17 protein-coding genes and 2 pseudogenes are annotated in these 18340 nt (G+C 39.9%); 12 read left to right on the plus strand and 7 right to left on the minus strand.

The window, feature by feature from the left end; all coding sequences use genetic code 11:
• Nucleotides 1-33 precede the first annotated feature (33 nt).
• From thrS to DQL14_RS08580, 7 genes are all read left to right on the plus strand, one after another.
• Nucleotides 34-1872: a threonine--tRNA ligase gene (thrS, locus tag DQL14_RS01660; protein ID WP_108169621.1), complete on the plus strand. Its 1839-nt coding sequence runs from the start codon at nucleotides 34-36 to the stop codon at nucleotides 1870-1872.
• The gene (gene infC, locus DQL14_RS01665; protein WP_108169622.1) at nucleotides 1869-2480 is read left to right on the plus strand and encodes a translation initiation factor IF-3; all 612 of its coding nucleotides are present in this window, start codon (nucleotides 1869-1871) and stop codon (nucleotides 2478-2480) included. Before thrS ends, infC begins: the two co-directional genes overlap by 4 nt.
• Nucleotides 2461-2655, plus strand: coding sequence for a 50S ribosomal protein L35 (rpmI, locus tag DQL14_RS01670; RefSeq protein ID WP_001125542.1), 195 nt, complete (start codon nucleotides 2461-2463; stop codon nucleotides 2653-2655). Before infC ends, rpmI begins: the two co-directional genes overlap by 20 nt.
• A gap of 93 nt (nucleotides 2656-2748) precedes the next feature.
• On the plus strand, nucleotides 2749-3099 hold the full coding sequence (gene rplT, locus DQL14_RS01675) for a 50S ribosomal protein L20 (RefSeq protein ID WP_001264175.1): 351 nt from the start codon (nucleotides 2749-2751) through the stop codon (nucleotides 3097-3099).
• 200 nt (nucleotides 3100-3299) lie between these two features.
• Entirely contained in the window at nucleotides 3300-4160 is an 861-nt protein-coding gene (locus tag DQL14_RS01680) for an outer membrane protein (protein ID WP_000750185.1), read from the plus strand.
• 349 nt (nucleotides 4161-4509) lie between these two features.
• Nucleotides 4510-4935, plus strand: coding sequence for a DUF1104 domain-containing protein (locus DQL14_RS01690; RefSeq protein ID WP_108169624.1), 426 nt, complete (start codon nucleotides 4510-4512; stop codon nucleotides 4933-4935).
• A gap of 134 nt (nucleotides 4936-5069) precedes the next feature.
• Complete coding sequence (locus tag DQL14_RS08580) at nucleotides 5070-5249, plus strand: hypothetical protein (RefSeq protein ID WP_080218734.1); 180 nt, start codon at nucleotides 5070-5072, stop codon at nucleotides 5247-5249.
• Here DQL14_RS08580 and DQL14_RS08890 read toward each other — a convergent pair.
• Nucleotides 5229-5421 (minus strand): annotated as a pseudogene (locus tag DQL14_RS08890) (hypothetical protein). The gene DQL14_RS08580 and the pseudogene DQL14_RS08890 overlap by 21 nt on opposite strands.
• Here DQL14_RS08890 and DQL14_RS01700 point away from each other — a divergent pair.
• Nucleotides 5345-6205, plus strand: a complete 861-nt coding sequence (locus DQL14_RS01700; protein WP_108169625.1) for a hypothetical protein — start codon at nucleotides 5345-5347, stop codon at nucleotides 6203-6205. The pseudogene DQL14_RS08890 and the gene DQL14_RS01700 sit on opposite strands and share 77 nt — an antisense overlap.
• Before the next feature lie 646 nt (nucleotides 6206-6851).
• Here DQL14_RS01700 and DQL14_RS01710 read toward each other — a convergent pair.
• The gene (locus DQL14_RS01710) at nucleotides 6852-8219 is read right to left on the minus strand and encodes an L-serine ammonia-lyase (RefSeq protein ID WP_108169627.1); all 1368 of its coding nucleotides are present in this window, start codon (nucleotides 8217-8219) and stop codon (nucleotides 6852-6854) included.
• Nucleotides 8219-9460: a serine/threonine transporter gene (locus DQL14_RS01715; RefSeq protein WP_108169628.1), complete on the minus strand. Its 1242-nt coding sequence runs from the start codon at nucleotides 9458-9460 to the stop codon at nucleotides 8219-8221. The genes DQL14_RS01710 and DQL14_RS01715 overlap by 1 nt, the downstream gene beginning before the upstream one ends.
• Before the next feature lie 181 nt (nucleotides 9461-9641).
• Between DQL14_RS01715 and DQL14_RS01720 the strand changes: the two genes are divergently transcribed.
• Together DQL14_RS01720 and DQL14_RS08765 are read left to right on the plus strand one after the other, a co-directional pair.
• Nucleotides 9642-10991 carry a class II 3-deoxy-7-phosphoheptulonate synthase gene (locus tag DQL14_RS01720; RefSeq protein ID WP_108169629.1) on the plus strand — a complete coding sequence of 450 codons (1350 nt, stop codon included), beginning with the start codon at nucleotides 9642-9644 and terminating at the stop codon, nucleotides 10989-10991.
• Between the two features lie 81 nt (nucleotides 10992-11072).
• Complete coding sequence (locus DQL14_RS08765; protein WP_001222814.1) at nucleotides 11073-11207, plus strand: HP0135 family lipoprotein; 135 nt, start codon at nucleotides 11073-11075, stop codon at nucleotides 11205-11207.
• Between the two features lie 224 nt (nucleotides 11208-11431).
• On the opposite strand, the gene DQL14_RS01730 is transcribed toward DQL14_RS08765, so the two are convergent.
• The 4 genes and pseudogenes from DQL14_RS01730 to DQL14_RS01745 all read right to left on the minus strand — a co-directional run bounded on the left by DQL14_RS01730 (nucleotide 11432) and on the right by DQL14_RS01745 (nucleotide 14728).
• Entirely contained in the window at nucleotides 11432-11890 is a 459-nt protein-coding gene (locus DQL14_RS01730; protein ID WP_040155726.1) for a peroxiredoxin, read from the minus strand.
• 9 nt (nucleotides 11891-11899) lie between these two features.
• On the minus strand, nucleotides 11900-12535 hold the full coding sequence (locus DQL14_RS01735; RefSeq protein WP_108169630.1) for a LutC/YkgG family protein: 636 nt from the start codon (nucleotides 12533-12535) through the stop codon (nucleotides 11900-11902).
• A pseudogene (locus DQL14_RS01740) lies at nucleotides 12528-13972 on the minus strand (LutB/LldF family L-lactate oxidation iron-sulfur protein). The gene DQL14_RS01735 and the pseudogene DQL14_RS01740 overlap by 8 nt, the downstream one beginning before the upstream one ends.
• A gap of 27 nt (nucleotides 13973-13999) precedes the next feature.
• A complete protein-coding gene (locus DQL14_RS01745) occupies nucleotides 14000-14728 on the minus strand; it encodes a (Fe-S)-binding protein (protein WP_023591810.1) in 729 nt (242 codons plus the stop codon).
• A gap of 231 nt (nucleotides 14729-14959) precedes the next feature.
• Here DQL14_RS01745 and DQL14_RS01750 point away from each other — a divergent pair, with 231 nt between their 5' ends.
• Nucleotides 14960-16609, plus strand: a complete 1650-nt coding sequence (locus tag DQL14_RS01750; RefSeq protein ID WP_108169631.1) for an L-lactate permease — start codon at nucleotides 14960-14962, stop codon at nucleotides 16607-16609.
• A 56-nt stretch (nucleotides 16610-16665) separates the two neighbouring features.
• The gene (locus DQL14_RS01755; protein WP_108169632.1) at nucleotides 16666-18321 is read left to right on the plus strand and encodes an L-lactate permease; all 1656 of its coding nucleotides are present in this window, start codon (nucleotides 16666-16668) and stop codon (nucleotides 18319-18321) included.
• Nucleotides 18322-18340 lie beyond the last annotated feature (19 nt).

The following is an 18340-nucleotide window of genomic DNA, read 5'->3' on the forward strand; positions in this document are numbered from 1 at the left end:
GTTTATTAAGAAAGGAAACATAAGTTTTAAAGAATGAGTGAGGAACTGATTGCTGTTTATAAAGACGAGCAAATAATAGATTTAGAGAGCGCGAAAGTCTTAGGGCTGAGCGATGGGATTAAAGCGTTAAAAGGGACAGAGCCGATATATTTTGATGATTCGCCTTTGGCTTTAGAAGTGATCAGGCATTCGTGTGCACATTTGCTCGCACAAAGCTTGAAAGCCCTTTATCCGGACGCGAAATTTTTTGTAGGCCCTGTGGTAGAAGAAGGATTTTATTACGATTTCAAGACCGCTTCAAAAATCAGCGAAGAGGATTTGCCTAAAATTGAAGCGAAAATGAAAGAATTTGCGAAGTCAAAGCTCGCTATCACTAAAGAGACTTTAACCAGAGAGCAAGCTTTGGAGCGTTTTAAGGGCGATGAATTAAAGCATGCGGTGATGAGTAAAATCAGTGGCGATAAATTTGGCGTGTACCAACAAGGCGAGTTTGAAGATTTGTGTAAGGGGCCTCACCTCCCAAACACCCGTTTTTTAAACCATTTCAAGCTCACTAAACTGGCTGGGGCTTATTTGGGTGGCGATGAAAACAATGAAATGCTCATTAGAATCTATGGCATCGCTTTTGCCACTAAAGAGGGCTTAAAAGACTATCTTTTCCAAATAGAAGAAGCGAAAAAACGAGATCACAGAAAGCTAGGCGTGGAGCTAGGGCTTTTTAGTTTTGATGATGAGATAGGGGCAGGCTTACCTTTATGGCTGCCTAAAGGGGCAAGGCTTAGGAAACGCATTGAAGATTTATTGAGCAAAGCGTTACTTTTAAGAGGCTATGAGCCGGTTAAAGGCCCTGAGATTTTAAAGAGCGATGTGTGGAAAATCAGCGGGCATTATGACAACTATAAAGAAAACATGTATTTCACCACGATTGATGAGCAAGAATACGGCATAAAGCCTATGAACTGCGTGGGGCATATTAAAGTCTATCAAAGCGCTTTACACAGCTACAGAGATTTGCCCTTAAGATTTTATGAATACGGCGTGGTGCATCGGCATGAAAAAAGCGGCGTGTTGCATGGGCTTTTAAGGGTTAGGGAATTTACCCAAGATGATGCGCATATTTTTTGCTCTTTTGAACAGATCCAAAGCGAAGTGAGCGCGATTTTAGATTTTACGCATAAGATCATGCAAGCGTTTGATTTTAGCTATGAAATGGAATTATCCACAAGGCCGGCTAAATCCATAGGCGATGATAAAGTGTGGGAAAAGGCCACTAACGCTTTAAAAGAAGCTCTAAAAGAGCACCGCATTGATTATAAGATTGATGAAGGGGGAGGGGCTTTCTATGGGCCTAAGATTGACATTAAAATCACTGACGCTTTAAAGCGTAAATGGCAGTGCGGCACGATTCAAGTGGATATGAATTTGCCTGAACGCTTCAAGCTCGCTTTCATTAATGAGCATAATCACGCTGAACAGCCAGTGATGATCCACAGAGCGATTTTAGGCTCGTTTGAAAGGTTTATTGCGATTTTGAGCGAACATTTTGGGGGGAATTTCCCTTTCTTTGTCGCGCCCACTCAAATCGCTCTCATCCCTATTAATGAAGAGCATCATGTTTTTGCTTTGAAATTAAAAGAGGAACTAAAAAAGCGCGATATTTTTGTAGAAGTGCTGGATAAAAACGACAGCTTGAATAAAAAAGTGCGATTAGCCGAAAAGCAAAAAATCCCTATGATTTTAGTGTTAGGGAATGAAGAAGTGGAGACCGAAATTTTATCCATTAGAGACAGAGAAAAACAAGCTCAATATAAAATGCCCTTAAAGGAGTTTTTAAACATGGTTGAATCTAAGATGCAAGAGGTTAGTTTTTGAGTAGAAACGAAGTGTTGTTAAACGGAGACATTAATTTTAAAGAAGTGCGTTGCGTGGGTAATAATGGCGAAGTGTATGGGATCATTTCTTCCAAAGAAGCACTCAATATCGCTCAAAATTTAGGTTTGGATTTGGTTTTGATTTCAGCGAGCGCGAAACCTCCCGTGTGTAAGGTGATGGATTATAATAAATTCCGCTACCAAAATGAAAAGAAAATCAAGGAAGCCAAGAAAAAGCAAAAGCAAATTGAAATCAAAGAGATCAAGCTTTCCACTCAAATTGCGCAAAACGATATTAACTATAAAGTCAAGCATGCGAGAGAATTTATTGAATCCAATAAGCATGTCAAATTCAAAGTGGTTTTAAAGGGTAGGGAGAGTCAAAACTCAAAAGCCGGGCTTGATGTGCTTTTTAGAGTCCAAACGATGATGCAAGATTTAGCCAACCCTGAAAAAGAGCCAAAAACCGAGGGGCGTTTTGTTTCGTGGATGTTTGTGCCTAAGGCTAAAGAAGCCCCCAAAAACGAAAAGAAAACTAAAGAAAATAACCCGCCTTTTAATCGTATTAACCTTATGAAAGGAGAAAATCATGCCAAAAATGAAGACTAATCGCGGCGCGTCTAAGCGTTTCAAAGTTAAAAAAAACTTGATTAAGCGTGGCAGTGCTTTTAAAAGCCATATTTTGACTAAAAAAAGCCCTAAGCGCAAAGCCAATTTAAACGCGCCAAAACATGTGCATCACACTAACGCGCATTCTGTCATGTCGTTGCTTTGCAGGGCTTAAGAATGCTGATTAGAAAGTGGAGTTAATCCCCTTATTAAGGGAAAGTCGTTTTAAAAACGCACCTAAAAATATTTTAAAAAGAAAGGTAAAGAAATGAGAGTTAAAACAGGCGTTGTGCGCAGAAGACGCCATAAAAAAGTCTTAAAACTCGCTAGAGGGTTTTATAGTGGCAGAAGAAAGCATTTTAGAAAGGCTAAAGAACAGCTTGAAAGAAGCATGTATTACGCCTTTAGGGATCGCAAACAAAAGAAAAGAGAGTTCAGGAGTTTGTGGGTGGTAAGGATCAATGCGGCTTGCAGAATGCACAATACAAGTTATTCGCGCTTCATGCATGCCCTAAAAGTGGCTAACATTGAATTAGACCGCAAGGTTTTAGCAGACATGGCGATGAATGACATGCAAGCTTTTAAGAGCGTGTTAGAGAGCGTGAAAGAGCATCTTTAATCTCTATTGGCTGTTAGGTTTTAGTTTTAGCCTAAAAAAAGGTGAGAGGATTTAGGACTTTTTACTAAAAAGTTCCTAAAATTGATTTTTATTTCAATTTATTCTCATTCAATCGCTATATTTAATCAAAAAGAAAGCAATTTTATAGTAGAATGTGGCATTTAGAACTCAAGTAGAGAAAATGTAGAAGGAAGGAATACATGAAGAAATCTGTTATAGTAGGTGCTATCTCTCTAGCAATGACAAGCTTATTGTCAGCAGAGACCCCTAAGCAAGAAAAAGCTATTAAGACTAGCCCTACCAAAAAAGGTGAAAGAAATGCTGCTTTTATAGGGATTGATTACCAATTAGGTATGCTCAGCACTACCGCTCAAAATTGTTCCCATGGGAATTGTAATGGTAATCAAAGTGGGGCTTATGGCTCTAATACGCCTAACATGCCTACAGCGTCAAACCCAACAGGAGGCCTTACTCATGGCGCTCTAGGGACTCGTGGGTATAAAGGCTTAAGCAACCAACAATACGCTATCAATGGTTTTGGGTTTGTTGTAGGGTATAAGCATTTTTTTAAGAAATCCCCGCAATTTGGAATGCGTTATTACGGATTCTTTGATTTTGCAAGCTCTTATTATAAGTATTACACTTATAATGATTATGGCATGAGAGACGCTCGCAAGGGTTCTCAAAGTTTCATGTTTGGCTATGGGGCTGGCACAGATGTGTTGTTTAATCCGGCTATTTTCAATCGTGAGAACTTGCATTTTGGGTTTTTTCTTGGCGTTGCGATCGGTGGCACCTCTTGGGGTCCAACAAACTATTATTTCAAGGACTTGGCTGATGAATACAGAGGGAGTTTCCACCCATCAAATTTCCAGGTCTTAGTGAATGGCGGGATCCGCTTAGGCACTAAACACCAAGGTTTTGAAATTGGCTTGAAGATCCAAACCATTCGCAACAATTACTACACCGCTAGTGCGGATAATGTGCCTGAAGGGACTACTTATAGATTCACCTTCCACCGCCCCTATGCCTTTTATTGGCGTTACATTGTAAGCTTTTAAGGTGTTTTAGGGCTAATCTTATGGGGGCATAGAAAAGGGCTTTTGCTCTTTATGGCCTTTTATGATTTTCTTGTATCAAAGGCTTTAAAAAATCAATACGGCACAAAAATTAAAGCACAATCCTTACAAGCAATTGAACTTACCAACAACCGCACACAAACAAATCTTTGAAAAATCAAAAATGAGTTCATTATTTTTGAAAATAATGATAGGGGATATAGGTCAGCTGTTTTAATGGAGCGCTGATTATAAAATCTAATAAAATCAATTGGCTATTGAAGCGCTGTAAGTTATCTTTAATCAATCAAATGATAGAATTGATTTTTTATTTTTGAATTGGGAGCATTTGATGAAAAAATTGGCGTTTTCTTTATTATTTACAGGGACTTTTTTAGGGCTTTTTTTGAATGCGAGTGATTTTAAGAGCATGAATGATCAGCAACTATTAGAGCAAGCAGGGAAAGTTGCTCCTAGCGAAGTTCCAGAGTTTCGCGCAGAAGTCAATAAGCGATTAGCAGTGATGAAAGAAGAAGATCGTAAAAATTATAAAGCGGATTTTAAGAAAGCGATGGATAAGAATTTAGCTTCTTTAAGCCAAGAAGATCGCAACAAGCGTAAAAAAGAAATTCTTGAAGCGATTGCTAACAAAAAGAAAACAATGACCATGAAAGAATATCGTGAAGAGGGGTTAGATTTGCATGATTGCGCATGCGAAGGCCCTTTTCATGATCATGAGAGAAAAAAAGGGAAAAAACCAAGCCATCATAAGCATTAACGCTTAAGGTGTGCTAACTTTTTTTGATTTTTGTAAAACCACGCCGTAAGTTTTTAGCTTTTGGCTAGGGGGATATAAGGCGTTTTTTTATTATAATTCTATCGTAGCGTTTGAGCACTTAAAATAGAGGCTACTTGCTTGGTGGGTGGGCTTTGCTACTCTTAAAATCCTTTAGCTGTGAAGGGCATGCCAATTTTTTAGAGTTAAAGTTTTTGGAGTGTTTGTATTTTTTGGATATTTATAGTATCATACCCAATAGTAAAGACCCTTTGAAAGTCTGTATTTTAAGACGGCTAAAACAGCTTGAATTCTAGGTGGTTTTTTATCAATGGAATATTTCAAAAGAGAGCTTTTATGAAGAACAGTATCTATTTTTGTTGCGGTTGTATATTTTAATTAGGAGTTTGGTGTGAAACGGATTTTATTTTTTTTAGTAGCTACGACTTTTTTGTTGAGAGCAGAAACGGATTCTGCCACTATTAACACTACAGTTGATCCCAATGTTATGTTTTCTGAAAGCTCCACAGGGAATGTGAAAAAAGACCGCAAGAGGGTTTTAAAGAGCATGGTTAATTTGGAAAAAGAGCGCGTGAAGAATTTTAACCAGTATTCTGAAACCAAGATGAGTAAGGGCGACTTATCCGCTTTTGGAGCTTTCTTTAAGGGGAGTTTGGAAAGTTGTGTGGATCAAAAGATTTGTTATTATGAGCATAAAGATGGCAAGGTTTCTTTTGTGGTGAATGACAGGGAGAAGTTTTATAAACATGTGCTTAAAGACTTAGGGACAGAGCTTTCACTCCCTTTGTTTAACTGGCTTTACAAAGGCTCGGATTTTGGGGCTTTGCATGAGCAGTTTGGGGATATGTATGATGGGTATATCAAATACTTGATCAGCATGGTTAGAATAAGCCAAAAAGAAAAGGCTAGAAAAGTGGATGCAATCGTTCTTAAGAAAATGGAAGAGCAAGCTGAGAAAGACACTAAGGCAGCGTTTCAAAAGAGGAGCAGTGGGGAGCTTGAAAGCCATACTGATAGCCCTGAATTTATAAGCTCTTCTAAGAGGACACAAAACGCTTCTAATCCGGATCTCAATTCTACGACCAATGCTAACGCGCTCAAAGAAATAGCTTCAAAAGAGCCAGAGGCTTCTTCAAAAAAAGAGAAAAAGTCTAAGAAAAAACGCCGCCTTTCAAAGAAAGAAAAGCAACAACAAGCCTTGCAACAAGAGTTTGAAAAACAAATTAGCGACTCTAGTAAGTCTGAAAAATAGTAAAATAGCCCTAGCTTACCTTTTTAGGGGGCTTTCAATAAATCTCTTAAGCACTCCTTTTTAGGCTTTATATTTGGGCTTTTAGCTCCCTATCACTCTATCCTAGTGTAGGACTATCTTTTTAAAAGCCACCGCTTTTTTAAAATCTTTAGACTTTAAGCTTTTTGGTTTTTTTTTGTGGTAACGATTGGTAACAATTAGCTTAAGGTTTTGTTGAGTAAAAATCTTTGAAATATGGCGATTGATAGAGTTAAACATAAGACATTCCAACGCATTTTATAGAGCGTGTAAAAATATTTTAATGGAGTGTTGGTAATCAAATTGGTGCCTTTGAGTGTTTTTGCAATCAAAATAAAAAAGCTTGCGTAAGCAAGTGAATAGTTTCTCATAACGCACTCTTAGGGGGTTAGGGGGATTTTTAAAAGGGTTAGGGGAATGATTTCAAAATGCCCTATTCTCTTATGAGTTTAAATAAACTTAATGAGTTTTATTATTAAATGGAATTTAAAAACGATGAAACAAAATTTTAAAACCCCTATGCTTAAAAATTTTTGAAGGATATTAAAGTTGGATAGGGCTTATTTGTGTTTGTTAAAAACAAAGCCTTTTTTACGAACTTAAAGCCCTAAAAGTTGAGAGCTATCCCTTAGCATTTTAAGGTTTTGGCTAATCCGCCTAACGAAGTCTCTTTGTATTTTTCATTCATGTCTTTCCCGGTCGCATACATCGTAGCGATCACTTCATCCAGGCTCACTTTAGGCTTGTATTCATCTTCTAATGCCAGTTTAGAGGCGCTGATCGCTTTGATCGCTCCTAAAACATTGCGTTCAATGCAAGGGATTTGCACCAAGCCCCCCACCGGATCGCATGTCAATCCTAAATGGTGTTCCATAGCGATTTCACTAGCGATTAAAACCTGTTGCGTGGTCGCTTGGCACAAATGAGCTAACCCCCCCGCAGCCATAGAGCTTGCCACGCCAATTTCAGCCTGACACCCCGCTTCTGCGCCGCTCAAGGAAGCGTTTTTCTTGTAAAGATAGCCAATCGCCGCACTGGTGAGTAAAAAATCATTGATAGCCTTTTGCGATAAATTTTCAAACAAATGGTTTTTAGCGTATAAAAGCACGCTTGGCACCACCGCGCACGCTCCATTAGTGGGGGCGGTTACCACCTTGCCTCCACTAGCGTTTTCTTCAGCAATGGCGCGAGCGTAAAGCGAAATGTAATCAATCAACGCTAAGGGATCTTTCCCGCTTGTGGGGTGTTTTTCTAAACGCGTTTTAATGCTTGGGGCTAATCGTGTTACTCTCAAAGAACCAGGCAGATACTTTTCTTTAAAATTAGCCCCATTATCATAACACTCAAGCATCGCATGATAAATTTTAGCCATCGTTGCATCAGGGCGGTTTTTCAGGGCATATTCTCTCAAACGCACGATTTCAGCGATGTTTTTTTGGTGTTTTTGGCATAATTCTAGCAATTCCTTAGCGCTTGAAAAATCATAGGCAATACTTTCATTCCCGCCCCCTTCAGACAAGTTGTCTAATTCTTTTTCAGTATAGACAAACCCTCCACCGACAGAATAGTAAGTCTCTTCTTTTAAAACCTCATTTTTAGAGTTAAAAGCTTTTAGAATGAGAGCGTTTTGGTGTCTGGCTAAAGGCTTATTGTCAAAAATCAAATCTTTAGAATAATCAAAATGAATGCGATGTTGGTTAGCGAGTTTTAAAACTTTGTTTTCAAGCGCTTCATGCAATAAGACTTTTTTGGTTGTTACCTCTAATTCGTTAGCGTAAATGCCATGCAAGCCAATTAAAACCGCCTCATCGCTCAAATGCCCTTTACCGGTTAAAGCCAATGAGCCATGCAAGGTGATTTGAATGTGCACAACCTGCTCTAAAATGCCTTTTAACGACTCGCAAAATCTCGCTCCCGCTTCCATAGGCCCTATGGTGTGTGAAGAGCTAGGCCCCACGCCGATTTTAAAAATGGATAAAATAGAAAAACTAGCCATTAAAATAGTCCTAAAAACACGCTCAAAGCCGTCAAGCTCCCAAAGACAAACACAAAAATATCCACTTTGAAATTTCTAAAACGCTTCAAACTAGAAACGCTATAAAAAGCTATCATGGGCATCACAAACAGAATGAGCGCGATAATGGGGCCGCCTAAATTTTCAATAAAATCCAAGATATTGGGGTTAATATAAGCCACCAGCGTGATAGTCAGCCATAAAAAAATCGTTACGCTAACGCTCAAGGTTTTAGAAGCTTTTTTCAATTTTAAACTTTGAATGATAATGCCTTCTAAACCTTCCTTAGCCCCATAATAATGCCCAAAAAAAGATGAAAAAATCGCTAAAAAGGCCACCACAGGCCCCGCATAATTGATTAAGGGGTTGTTTAGAGTGTTAGCCAAATAGCTTAAAATGGGGATATTTTGTTCCCTTGCTTTCACAAAATCATCAGCATTCAAGCACATGACGCACGAAAACACAAAAAACATCACAAACCCTAAAAGCATCAGCGATGTCCCTAATTCAATTTGATTGAGTTTATACTCTTTGAAAGCGCCGTATTCTTTTTCCACGTTTTGAGTGAAGGTTGAAATAATGGGGCTATGGTCGAATGAAAACACAAGCACCGGTAAGGTTAGCCAAATCGCTAACACAAATTCTTTGAAACTCGGCACCACAAAAAGATTACCACCTTGCCAATAAGGGATAAGATACAAAGAAAAAAGCAATAAAATCAAGCATAAAGGATACACTAAAGCGTTACAAATGCGCGTAACAATCGTAGCGTTAAAAACCATCACCAACATCATTAAAGAAACTAACGCTACAGCCAGTAAGCCCCGATGAAAAGGCGCTAAATGCAACTGGTTGGTGAAAAAATGATCAAACACATTAGTGATACCCACCCCATAAACCAAGCAAATAGGATAAATCGCCAAGAAATAAAGCAAAGTGATAAGAAAACCCCATTGAGCGCCAAAATGAGAGCGAACGACCATGGTAATGTCTTCTTGATCTTTAGATCCTATGAAATAAGCTAAGGCTCTATGCCCTAGATAAGTTAAAGGGAAGATGATCGCGCTCATTACCACAATAGCCCATACCCCATGCCCACCGGCTCTAATAGGCAAAAATAAAATCCCAGCCCCCACCGCCGTGCCAAATAAGGACACCATCCAACGCAAATCAAACAAATTGAGTTTTTTAGGATCTCTTGGAACTGCTTTTTCTTGTGCCATGCTATTAAACCGCCCTTTTATCGTGTTAAAGAGTTCTCATTGTAGCATAAAGCTTTTTATGATTGGGGTTTTTTGAGATTAATGGGGTTGTTTTTAGCGCGCATTTATTCCCTAAAATCCACGATTTAACCCACACAAGCTATAATAACGCTTAAAAAAAGATTAATAAAGGATTATAGAAATGTCAAACACAACCTGGTCGCCCACTTCATGGCATTCTTTTAAGATAGAGCAACACCCCACTTATAAAGACAAGCAAGAATTAGAAAGGGTCAAAAAAGAATTGCGCTCTTACCCTCCCTTAGTGTTTGCTGGCGAAGCGAGGAACTTGCAAGAGCGCTTAGCCCAAGTCATTGACAATAAGGCGTTTTTGTTGCAAGGGGGCGATTGCGCGGAGTCGTTTTCTCAATTTAGCGCTAACAGGATTAAAGACATGTTTAAAGTGATGATGCAAATGGCGATTGTCTTAACTTTTGCTGGCTCTATACCGATCGTGAAAGTGGGGCGCATTGCCGGGCAATTTGCCAAGCCTCGCTCTAATGCGACTGAAATATTAGATAATGAAGAAGTGCTAAGCTATAGGGGGGATATTATCAATGGGATTTCCAAAAAAGAAAGAGAGCCAAAGCCTGAAAGAATGCTTAAAGCTTACCATCAAAGCGTAGCGACTTTAAACCTTATCAGAGCCTTTGCTCAAGGCGGGTTAGCGAATTTAGAGCAAGTGCATCGTTTCAATTTGGATTTTGTCAAAAACAACGATTTTGGGCAAAAATACCAGCAAATCGCTGACCGGATCACGCAGGCTTTAGGGTTTATGCGAGCATGCGGGGTGGAGATAGAAAAAACGCCTATTCTTAGGGAAGTGGAATTTTACACCAGCCACGAAGCGTTACTGCTCCATTATGAAGAGCCTTTGGTGCGTAAGGATAGTTTGACTAACCAGTTTTATGATTGCTCCGCGCACATGTTGTGGATTGGCGAAAGGACAAGAGATCCTAAGGGCGCGCATGTGGAGTTTTTAAGGGGGGTTTGTAACCCTATTGGTGTGAAAATCGGGCCTAATGCGAGCGTGAGCGAAGTGTTAGAATTGTGCGATGTTTTAAACCCGCACAACATTAAGGGGCGTTTGAATTTGATCGTGCGCATGGGTTCTAAGATGATTAAAGAGCGTTTGCCTAAACTTTTACAAGGGGTGTTGGAAGAAAAACGCCATATTTTATGGAGCATTGATCCTATGCATGGCAACACGGTTAAAACCAGTTTGGGGGTTAAAACAAGGGCTTTTGATAGCGTGTTGGATGAAGTGAAAAGCTTTTTTGAAATCCATAGGGCTGAAGGGAGTTTGGCTTCAGGGGTTCATTTGGAAATGACAGGTGAAAATGTTACAGAATGTATCGGTGGCTCGCAAGCGATCACCGAAGAGGGTTTGAGCTGCCATTACTATACGCAATGCGATCCAAGACTAAACGCCACTCAAGCCCTAGAGCTCGCTTTTTTAATCGCTGACATGCTCAAAAAACAGCGCGCTTAGTTAAAAAGAGATTAATCTTTTTTTAACTCTTTTACTTTATAATTATCGTTAGCATTTTAATATTATTCAAAGGATCTTGAAATGAGAATTTCTTTTTTAGCTGTAATTTTAGCGTTATTGTTTGTGGCTTGCCATGAAACTAAAAAACAAATTTTACAAAATGAGGCCGATAGCACCCCTTCAGAAAAAACCATTTGGCAACCTGAACAAAAATAAAAAATTGTAAAAATACTCAAAGGCATTTTTTAAAATAAACGCAATAAAAAAGCTAGCGGGTGATAGTTTTTTGTAAAGCGATCTTAGGCTATTAAAGGGGAATGATTCCAAAAACACTCCCTATCCCTTATGAAGTTTATTATTAAACGAAGTTTAAAAACAAGTTTTTAAAAGTGAGAGAATGGCTAAAAAGCTTAAAATGAAAACGGGCGTTGAGAGTTAAACTACAAACTCTCTAAAACCTTTTGAGCATGGCCTTTCGCTTTGACATTGTAGAAGCATTTTTCTAAAACGCCTTGCGTATTGATGATGAAAGTGGAGCGGATAATCCCCAAATGCTCCTTCCCATAAAGCATGCGTTTGCCATAAGCTTTGTAAAGATTGGCGGCTTTTTTATCTTCATCGCAAAGCAAAATCACATTCAAAGAGCATTGGCTGATAAATTTTTGATGCGATTGAGCGTTATCAGGGCTTACGCCTACGACAACAGCGTTTTTCTTTTCAAATTCATTAAACAGAGCACTAAAGTCTTTGGCTTCTAGAGTGCATCCGGGGGTGTTGTCTTTAGGGTAGAAATACAGAACCACTTTTTTATGGAGCAAATCTTTTAAAGAAATCTCTACGCCATCGCTGTTTTTCAACCTGAAATCAGGGGCTAATTGCCCTACTTCTAATTTTTCCATTCTTATCCTTTAGTAGAGAATGATAGCGACTTTTTGAGGCCCATGCACTCCAAAAACGGTTTTTAATTCAATATCGGCTGTCCGGCTAGGCCCGCCAATAAGGAGCATGTTTGTGGGTAATGTGCCGTTTTTACTCTGGTTTTTTAAAGCTTGCACGCCTTCACTCAAATTGCGCACAATGGATTCTTTTTTCAATAAGATGATGCAATTAAGGGTGATGAGCGAAAGCAACCTTGGGCTTGCATGCGAAGAAACCGCCCCAATCATGCCCAAGCTTGAAATCCCACAAACCCCATGCAATAAAGCCGTATCAATCTCAAACAACTCTTCACGCATCGCTTCAATTTCTTTATCATAAGGCTGCAAAGTAAAATCCTTAAACGCTCCAAAATTCAAATTCAAATCTGTGGAGTGTAAGACTTTTTTGCTTTTAAAATTTTCTAAAGCCTTTAAGATTGCTTGCTCTAAATTTTCCTTAGCGCTTTCAATGACTTCAGCTTTATTCAACACTTGGAAATGCTTGTATTCTTCCACCAAGTCTTCAAACTCCACTTTAATGATATTCCTATAAATAGGGTTTGCTCCCTGAATGGCATGCTTGGCTCTGGCTTCTTTAATGCGCTTTAAAATAAGCTCTTTACTCATAAATCACCCCTTCTAAGTGCTGGACTTTTGCATGCAAGCTCGGTCCATATTGGGTAAGGTCCTAACGCTTGCCCACTCTTTGACTAAAGGCAGTATGGGGGCTAAAAGCTTGCCTAAAGGCGAGAAAAATTGAGCCATTTTCAATTGGAAACGCCACTTAGCCCCATCGCTTGCCATTTTGGCAAACATTTTCATAGAGAATTTTTCCATCCCGCTGTGTTGGGTGCTTTTAACCCCCTTGACCACGCCTCTGCCCTCGCCCACTTTATCCGATCGTAAATCTCTAATGAGTTCGGCTAAAGGGATTTCTACGGGGCAAACTTCAGTGCAACGCCCGCAAAGACTGCACAAATTAGGGATATGCCCGTAATTATTCAGGCCAAAGAGTTGGGGGGATACCACCACGCCTATAGGGCCAGGATAAGTAGAAAGATAGGCATGCCCACCGATTTTATCATACACAGGGCAGTGGTTCAAACAAGTCCCGCAACGGATGCATGAAAGAGCGCGATAATACTTTTCATCAGCCAAAATATTAGAGCGGTTGTTGTCTAATAAAATGATGTGGGCTTCTTTAGGGCCGTCTAAATCGCCCTCTTTTCTGGGGCCTGTGATAATGTTTTGATAACATGTGATAGGCACGCCCACAGCGCTCGGGGCGAGCAAATTGTTTAAAATCGCCGCATCATCAAAGCTTTCTACTAATTTTTCAATCCCACAAATTGCGACATGCACATCGCATGCGGTGGTGCTCATTCTGCCATTACCTTCATTTTCCACTAACCAGATCGCTCCTTCGTTAGCGATAGCGAAATTAACCCCACTGATCCCCATTTTAAAGCTTTCAAATTCTTTGCGCATGTGTTTTCTAGCGATCGCATTGAGCTTTTCAGGTTCTTCTTCATAAGCGGCGTTGAGTTTTTCTTCAAAAATCTTACCGATTTGCTTGCGGTTTTTATGGATAGCCGGCACGACAATATGCACAGGGTGTTCATTGATGAGCTGGATAATCAATTCGCCCAAATCCGTTTCTTGCGCTTGAATGCCCTTTTCTTTGAGATAATGGTTCAAGCCAATTTCTTCGCTCGCCATGGATTTTTGCTTTAAAATGCGCTTGATATTCTTTTCTTTAGCGAGGTTGTAAATGATTTCATTAGCTTCATCGCCGTCTTTAGCGTAATGGATTTTAAAGCCGTTTTGAGTGGCGTTTTTTTCAAACAATTCCAAATATTCATCAAGCCTGGATAAGATTTTAAGCTTGACTTCTTTGCCTAATTCCCTTAAATTTTCCCACTCGCTGTAACGATTTTTAATCAGATTCTTACGATTAGCCCTTAAGGTATCCATTGCAGAACGCAAATTTTCCCTTAATTGCATATCGCCTAATTGGTCGGTGATGATTTCTTCGTATTCCTGGTCGCTATGGTATTTTTCCATGATCATTCCTTAAAATATTCTTTAATGTTAAAGCCCAAGCCTTGAGGCTAAAAAGTCATAAAAATGCATGGGTTTTGTGGAAGAGCCCATTTTTTGCATAGCGGTGCTGATATTCATCAAACACCCAGCATCCGCTGAAACAATCACATCCACCTGACGGCTTTCTATGTCTTTAATCTTTTCTTTGACCATAACCGCTGAAATTTCAGGCTCTTTGACCGAAAATGTCCCCCCAAACCCGCAACATTCTTCTTCTTTTTCCAATTCAATGAGTTCTACATTTTTAAGCTGTCTGATGAGGTTTTTCGCCGAGTCAATCACTTTAGCCACCCTTAAGGCATGGCAATTAGAATGCCATGTGATTTTAAGGGGTTCGCCCTTATCTTCATACTTGACTTGCAATTTTTTATCCAAAAATTCGCTCAATTCATACACCCTAGAGCAAAAATCTTTAACCATGTTAAATTCCGCATGCCCTTCAAACAATTCCAAATAATCATGCCGCATCATCCCTGTGCATGAACCGCTGGGCAAAATAATAGGGTAGTCGTTATTGGAATAAAGTTTGATATTGTATAAAACGACTTTTTTTGTCTCTTCATAGTATCCTGAGTTGTAGCTTGGCTGGCCGCAACATGTCTGGTCTTTTTTAAAAACCACTTCCAAATTTTCCTTACGGAGTAATTTGATAGCGTTAAGCGATGCGTTGCTGTATATGGCTGCTCCTAGACAAGTAGCAAAGAAATTGACTTTCAAAGAAGGCTCCTTAAATTCCAAAAATTAAGAGTTTCAAACACAATATAATACTCAAAATTGGTAAGAAATTGGTAAGATTGTAATCACAAGTTGATAAACCACTCGCTTAAACATTGTTACTAAAATAAACCATAAACCCATTAAATTTGACTTAATATTAAATGCTACTTAAAATTAGTTTTTTCTTTTAAGTAAGATAAAAAAATACTTTTAATTATTCAAGGAAAATTTATGGAATTTTATCAAGTCTATGACCCATTAGGCCATATTTGGCTGAGCGCTTTAGTCGCACTTTCGCCTATTGCGCTCTTTTTTATTTCTCTTATTGTCTTTAAACTTAAAGGGTATAGCGCTGGGTTTTTAAGCTTATTGCTTTCAATCCTTATTGCGTTATTTGTGTATAAAATGCCCGCTCAAATGGTGAGCGCGAGTTTTTTCTATGGCTTTCTTTATGGCTTGTGGCCGATCGCTTGGATTGTGATCGCTGCGATTTTTCTTTACAACCTTTCAGTGAAATCCGGGTATTTTGAGATTTTAAAAGAAAGCATTTTAACTCTAACGCCAGATCACCGCATTTTAGTGATTCTGATTGGCTTTTGTTTTGGCTCGTTTTTAGAAGGAGCGATCGGCTTTGGAGGCCCGGTAGCGATCACAGCAGCGATTTTAGTCGGCCTTGGGCTAAACCCCTTATACGCTGCCGGATTATGCCTGATCGCTAACACCGCTCCTGTAGCTTTTGGCGCAGTGGGCATTCCTATTACGGCAATGGCTAGCGTGGTGGGTATCCCTGAGTTAGAGATTTCTCAAATGGTGGGCAGGGTGTTACCCATTTTTTCCATTGGTATCCCTTTTTTCATCGTGTTTTTAATGGATGGTTTTAGAGGGATTAGAGAGACTTTTCCTGCAGTGGCCGTTACCGGGTTTAGTTTCGCTATCGCGCAATTTTTAAGCTCTAATTATCTAGGGCCACAGCTTCCGGATATTATTTCAGCTTTAGTGTCATTGATTTCTACCACTTTATTTTTAAAATTCTGGCAGCCCAAACGCATTTTCACCAGCAATGGCAAAGAGCCCACGATAAACACAGAAAAACACCATATTTGTAAGGTGGTTGTGGCGTGGATGCCTTTTGTGTTGCTCACGATTACGATTATCATATGGACGCAACCCTGGTTTAAAGCGCTCTTTAAAGAAGGCGGGGCTTTGGCGTTTTCTAGCTTTGCGTTTGAATTTGATTCTATCAGTCAAAAGATTTTTAAAACCGTTCCCATTGTTACTGAAGCGACCAATTTTCCTGTGGTGTTCAAACTCCCTTTGATTTTAACGACAGGCACTTCCATTTTTTTAGCCGCTCTTTTAAGCGTGTTTTTGTTGCGCGTGAAAATCAGCGATGCGATAGGGGTGTTTGGGGCCACTTTAAAAGAAATGCGTTTGCCGATTTTAACCATTGGCGTGGTTTTAGCGTTTGCGTATGTGGCTAATTATAGCGGCATGAGTGCTACGCTCGCTTTAGCGTTAGCGGATACTGGGCATGTTTTCACTTTCTTTTCGCCTGTTGTAGGCTGGCTTGGGGTGTTTTTAACCGGAAGCGATACGAGTTCTAATCTTTTATTTGGCTCTTTGCAAATGCTCATCGCTACACAGCTTGGCTTGCCTGAAGTGCTTTTCTTAGCGGCAAACACTTCAGGGGGTGTTGTGGGTAAAATGATAAGCCCTCAAAGTATCGCTATCGCTTGCGCGGCAGTGGGGTTAGTGGGGAAAGAGAGCGAATTGTTCAGATTTACTGTAAAATACTCCATCGCTTTGGCAATCATTATGGGGATTGTCTTCACTCTTATTGCTTATGTCTTCCCCTTTATTATCCCCATCATTCCTAAATAAGGGGGTTTTTAAAGAGATCTAGCGCTAAGAGAATATTTTTAAAAAGGGATTTTTTAGTGCTAGAATTTCATCAAATTTATGACCCTTTGGGTAATATTTGGCTGAGCGCTCTTGTAGCCTTATTGCCGATTTTATTATTTTTCTTATCTTTAATGGTTTTCAAACTCAAAGGTTATACAGCGGCCTTTTTGAGCGTGGCTTTGTCAGCCATTATTGCGGTTTTAGTGTATAAAATGCCTGTTAGCATGGTGGGTTCAAGCTTTCTTTATGGCTTCCTCTATGGCTTATGGCCGATCGCTTGGATCATCATTGCGGCGATTTTTTTATACAAACTCAGCGTTAAATCCGGCTATTTTGAAATTTTAAAAGAAAGCGTTCAGTCCATCACTTTGGATCACCGCATTTTAGTGATTTTGATTGGCTTTTGTTTTGGCTCGTTTTTAGAAGGAGCGATCGGGTTTGGAGGGCCTATTGCCATTACCGCAGCGATTTTAGTGGGCTTAGGGTTAAGCCCTTTATACGCTGCCGGGTTGTGCCTAATCGCTAACACCGCTCCTGTGGCTTTTGGCGCAGTGGGTATCCCTATAAGCGCGATGGCGAGCGCGGTAGGGGTGCCAGCGATTTTAATTTCAGCCATGACGGGTAAAATCCTCTTTTTTGTGAGCTTGTTAGTGCCGTTTTTCATTGTGTTTTTAATGGATGGCTTTAAAGGGATTAAAGAAACTTTTCCGGCCGTTTTTATCGCGGCTTTTTCTTTCGCTGGCGCGCAATTTTTAAGCTCTAATTATTTAGGGCCAGAATTGCCGGGTATTATTTCAGCCCTTGTTTCACTCGTTGCAACGGCGCTCTTTTTGAAATTTTGGCAGCCTAAAGTCATTTTTAGAAGCGACGGCAAAGCGGCCTCATTCACTAAGAGTAACCATCATATTTGTAAGGTTTATGTCGCTTGGTCTCCTTTTGTGATTTTGGTTTTAGTGATTGTGTTATGGATACAGCCTTTTTTTAAAGCTCTGTTTGAAAAAGACGGCTTGTTAGCTTTTTCTAATTTTTATTTTGAATTCAATAACATCAGTAACCACATCTTTAAAAGCCCGCCTTTTGTAGAAGCCAATCAAAGCGTGAGTTTTCCTGTGGTGTTTAAATTTTTCTTAATCAACACGGTTGGCACTTCCATTTTTTTAGCCGCTCTTATTAGCATGCTCGTTTTAAGGGTGCGAGTGAGCGATGCGCTGAGCGTTTTTGGCGAAACTCTAAAAGAAATGCGCTACCCCATTCTCACCATTGGTTTAGTCTTAAGCTTTGCTTATGTGTCTAATTACAGCGGGATTTCTTCCACTCTAGCCTTAGCGCTCACGCATACGGGTTTGGCTTTTACTTTTTTCTCGCCCTTGATCGGGTGGGTAGGCGTGTTTTTAACCGGGAGCGATACGAGTTCTAATCTTTTGTTTGGCTCTTTACAGCAACTCACCGCCCAACGATTACACCTCCCTGAGGTTTTAACCCTAACGGCTAATACCGTGGGTGGCACTTTAGGCAAGATGATAAGCCCTCAAAGCATCGCTATCGCTTGCGCAGCAGTGGGATTGGCTGGGAAAGAGAGCGATTTATTCAAATTCACGGTTAAATACTCCCTTATTTTTGTAGCGATCATGGGAGTCGTGATTAGCGCGATTGCGTATTTGATCCCTGAAGTGGTGCCTGCGATAAAGTAGAGCCATTTTGGATCTGGCA

Origin of the sequence: Helicobacter pylori NCTC 11637 = CCUG 17874 = ATCC 43504 = JCM 12093, assembly GCF_900478295.1 — a bacterium.
GTDB lineage: Bacteria > Campylobacterota > Campylobacteria > Campylobacterales > Helicobacteraceae > Helicobacter > Helicobacter pylori.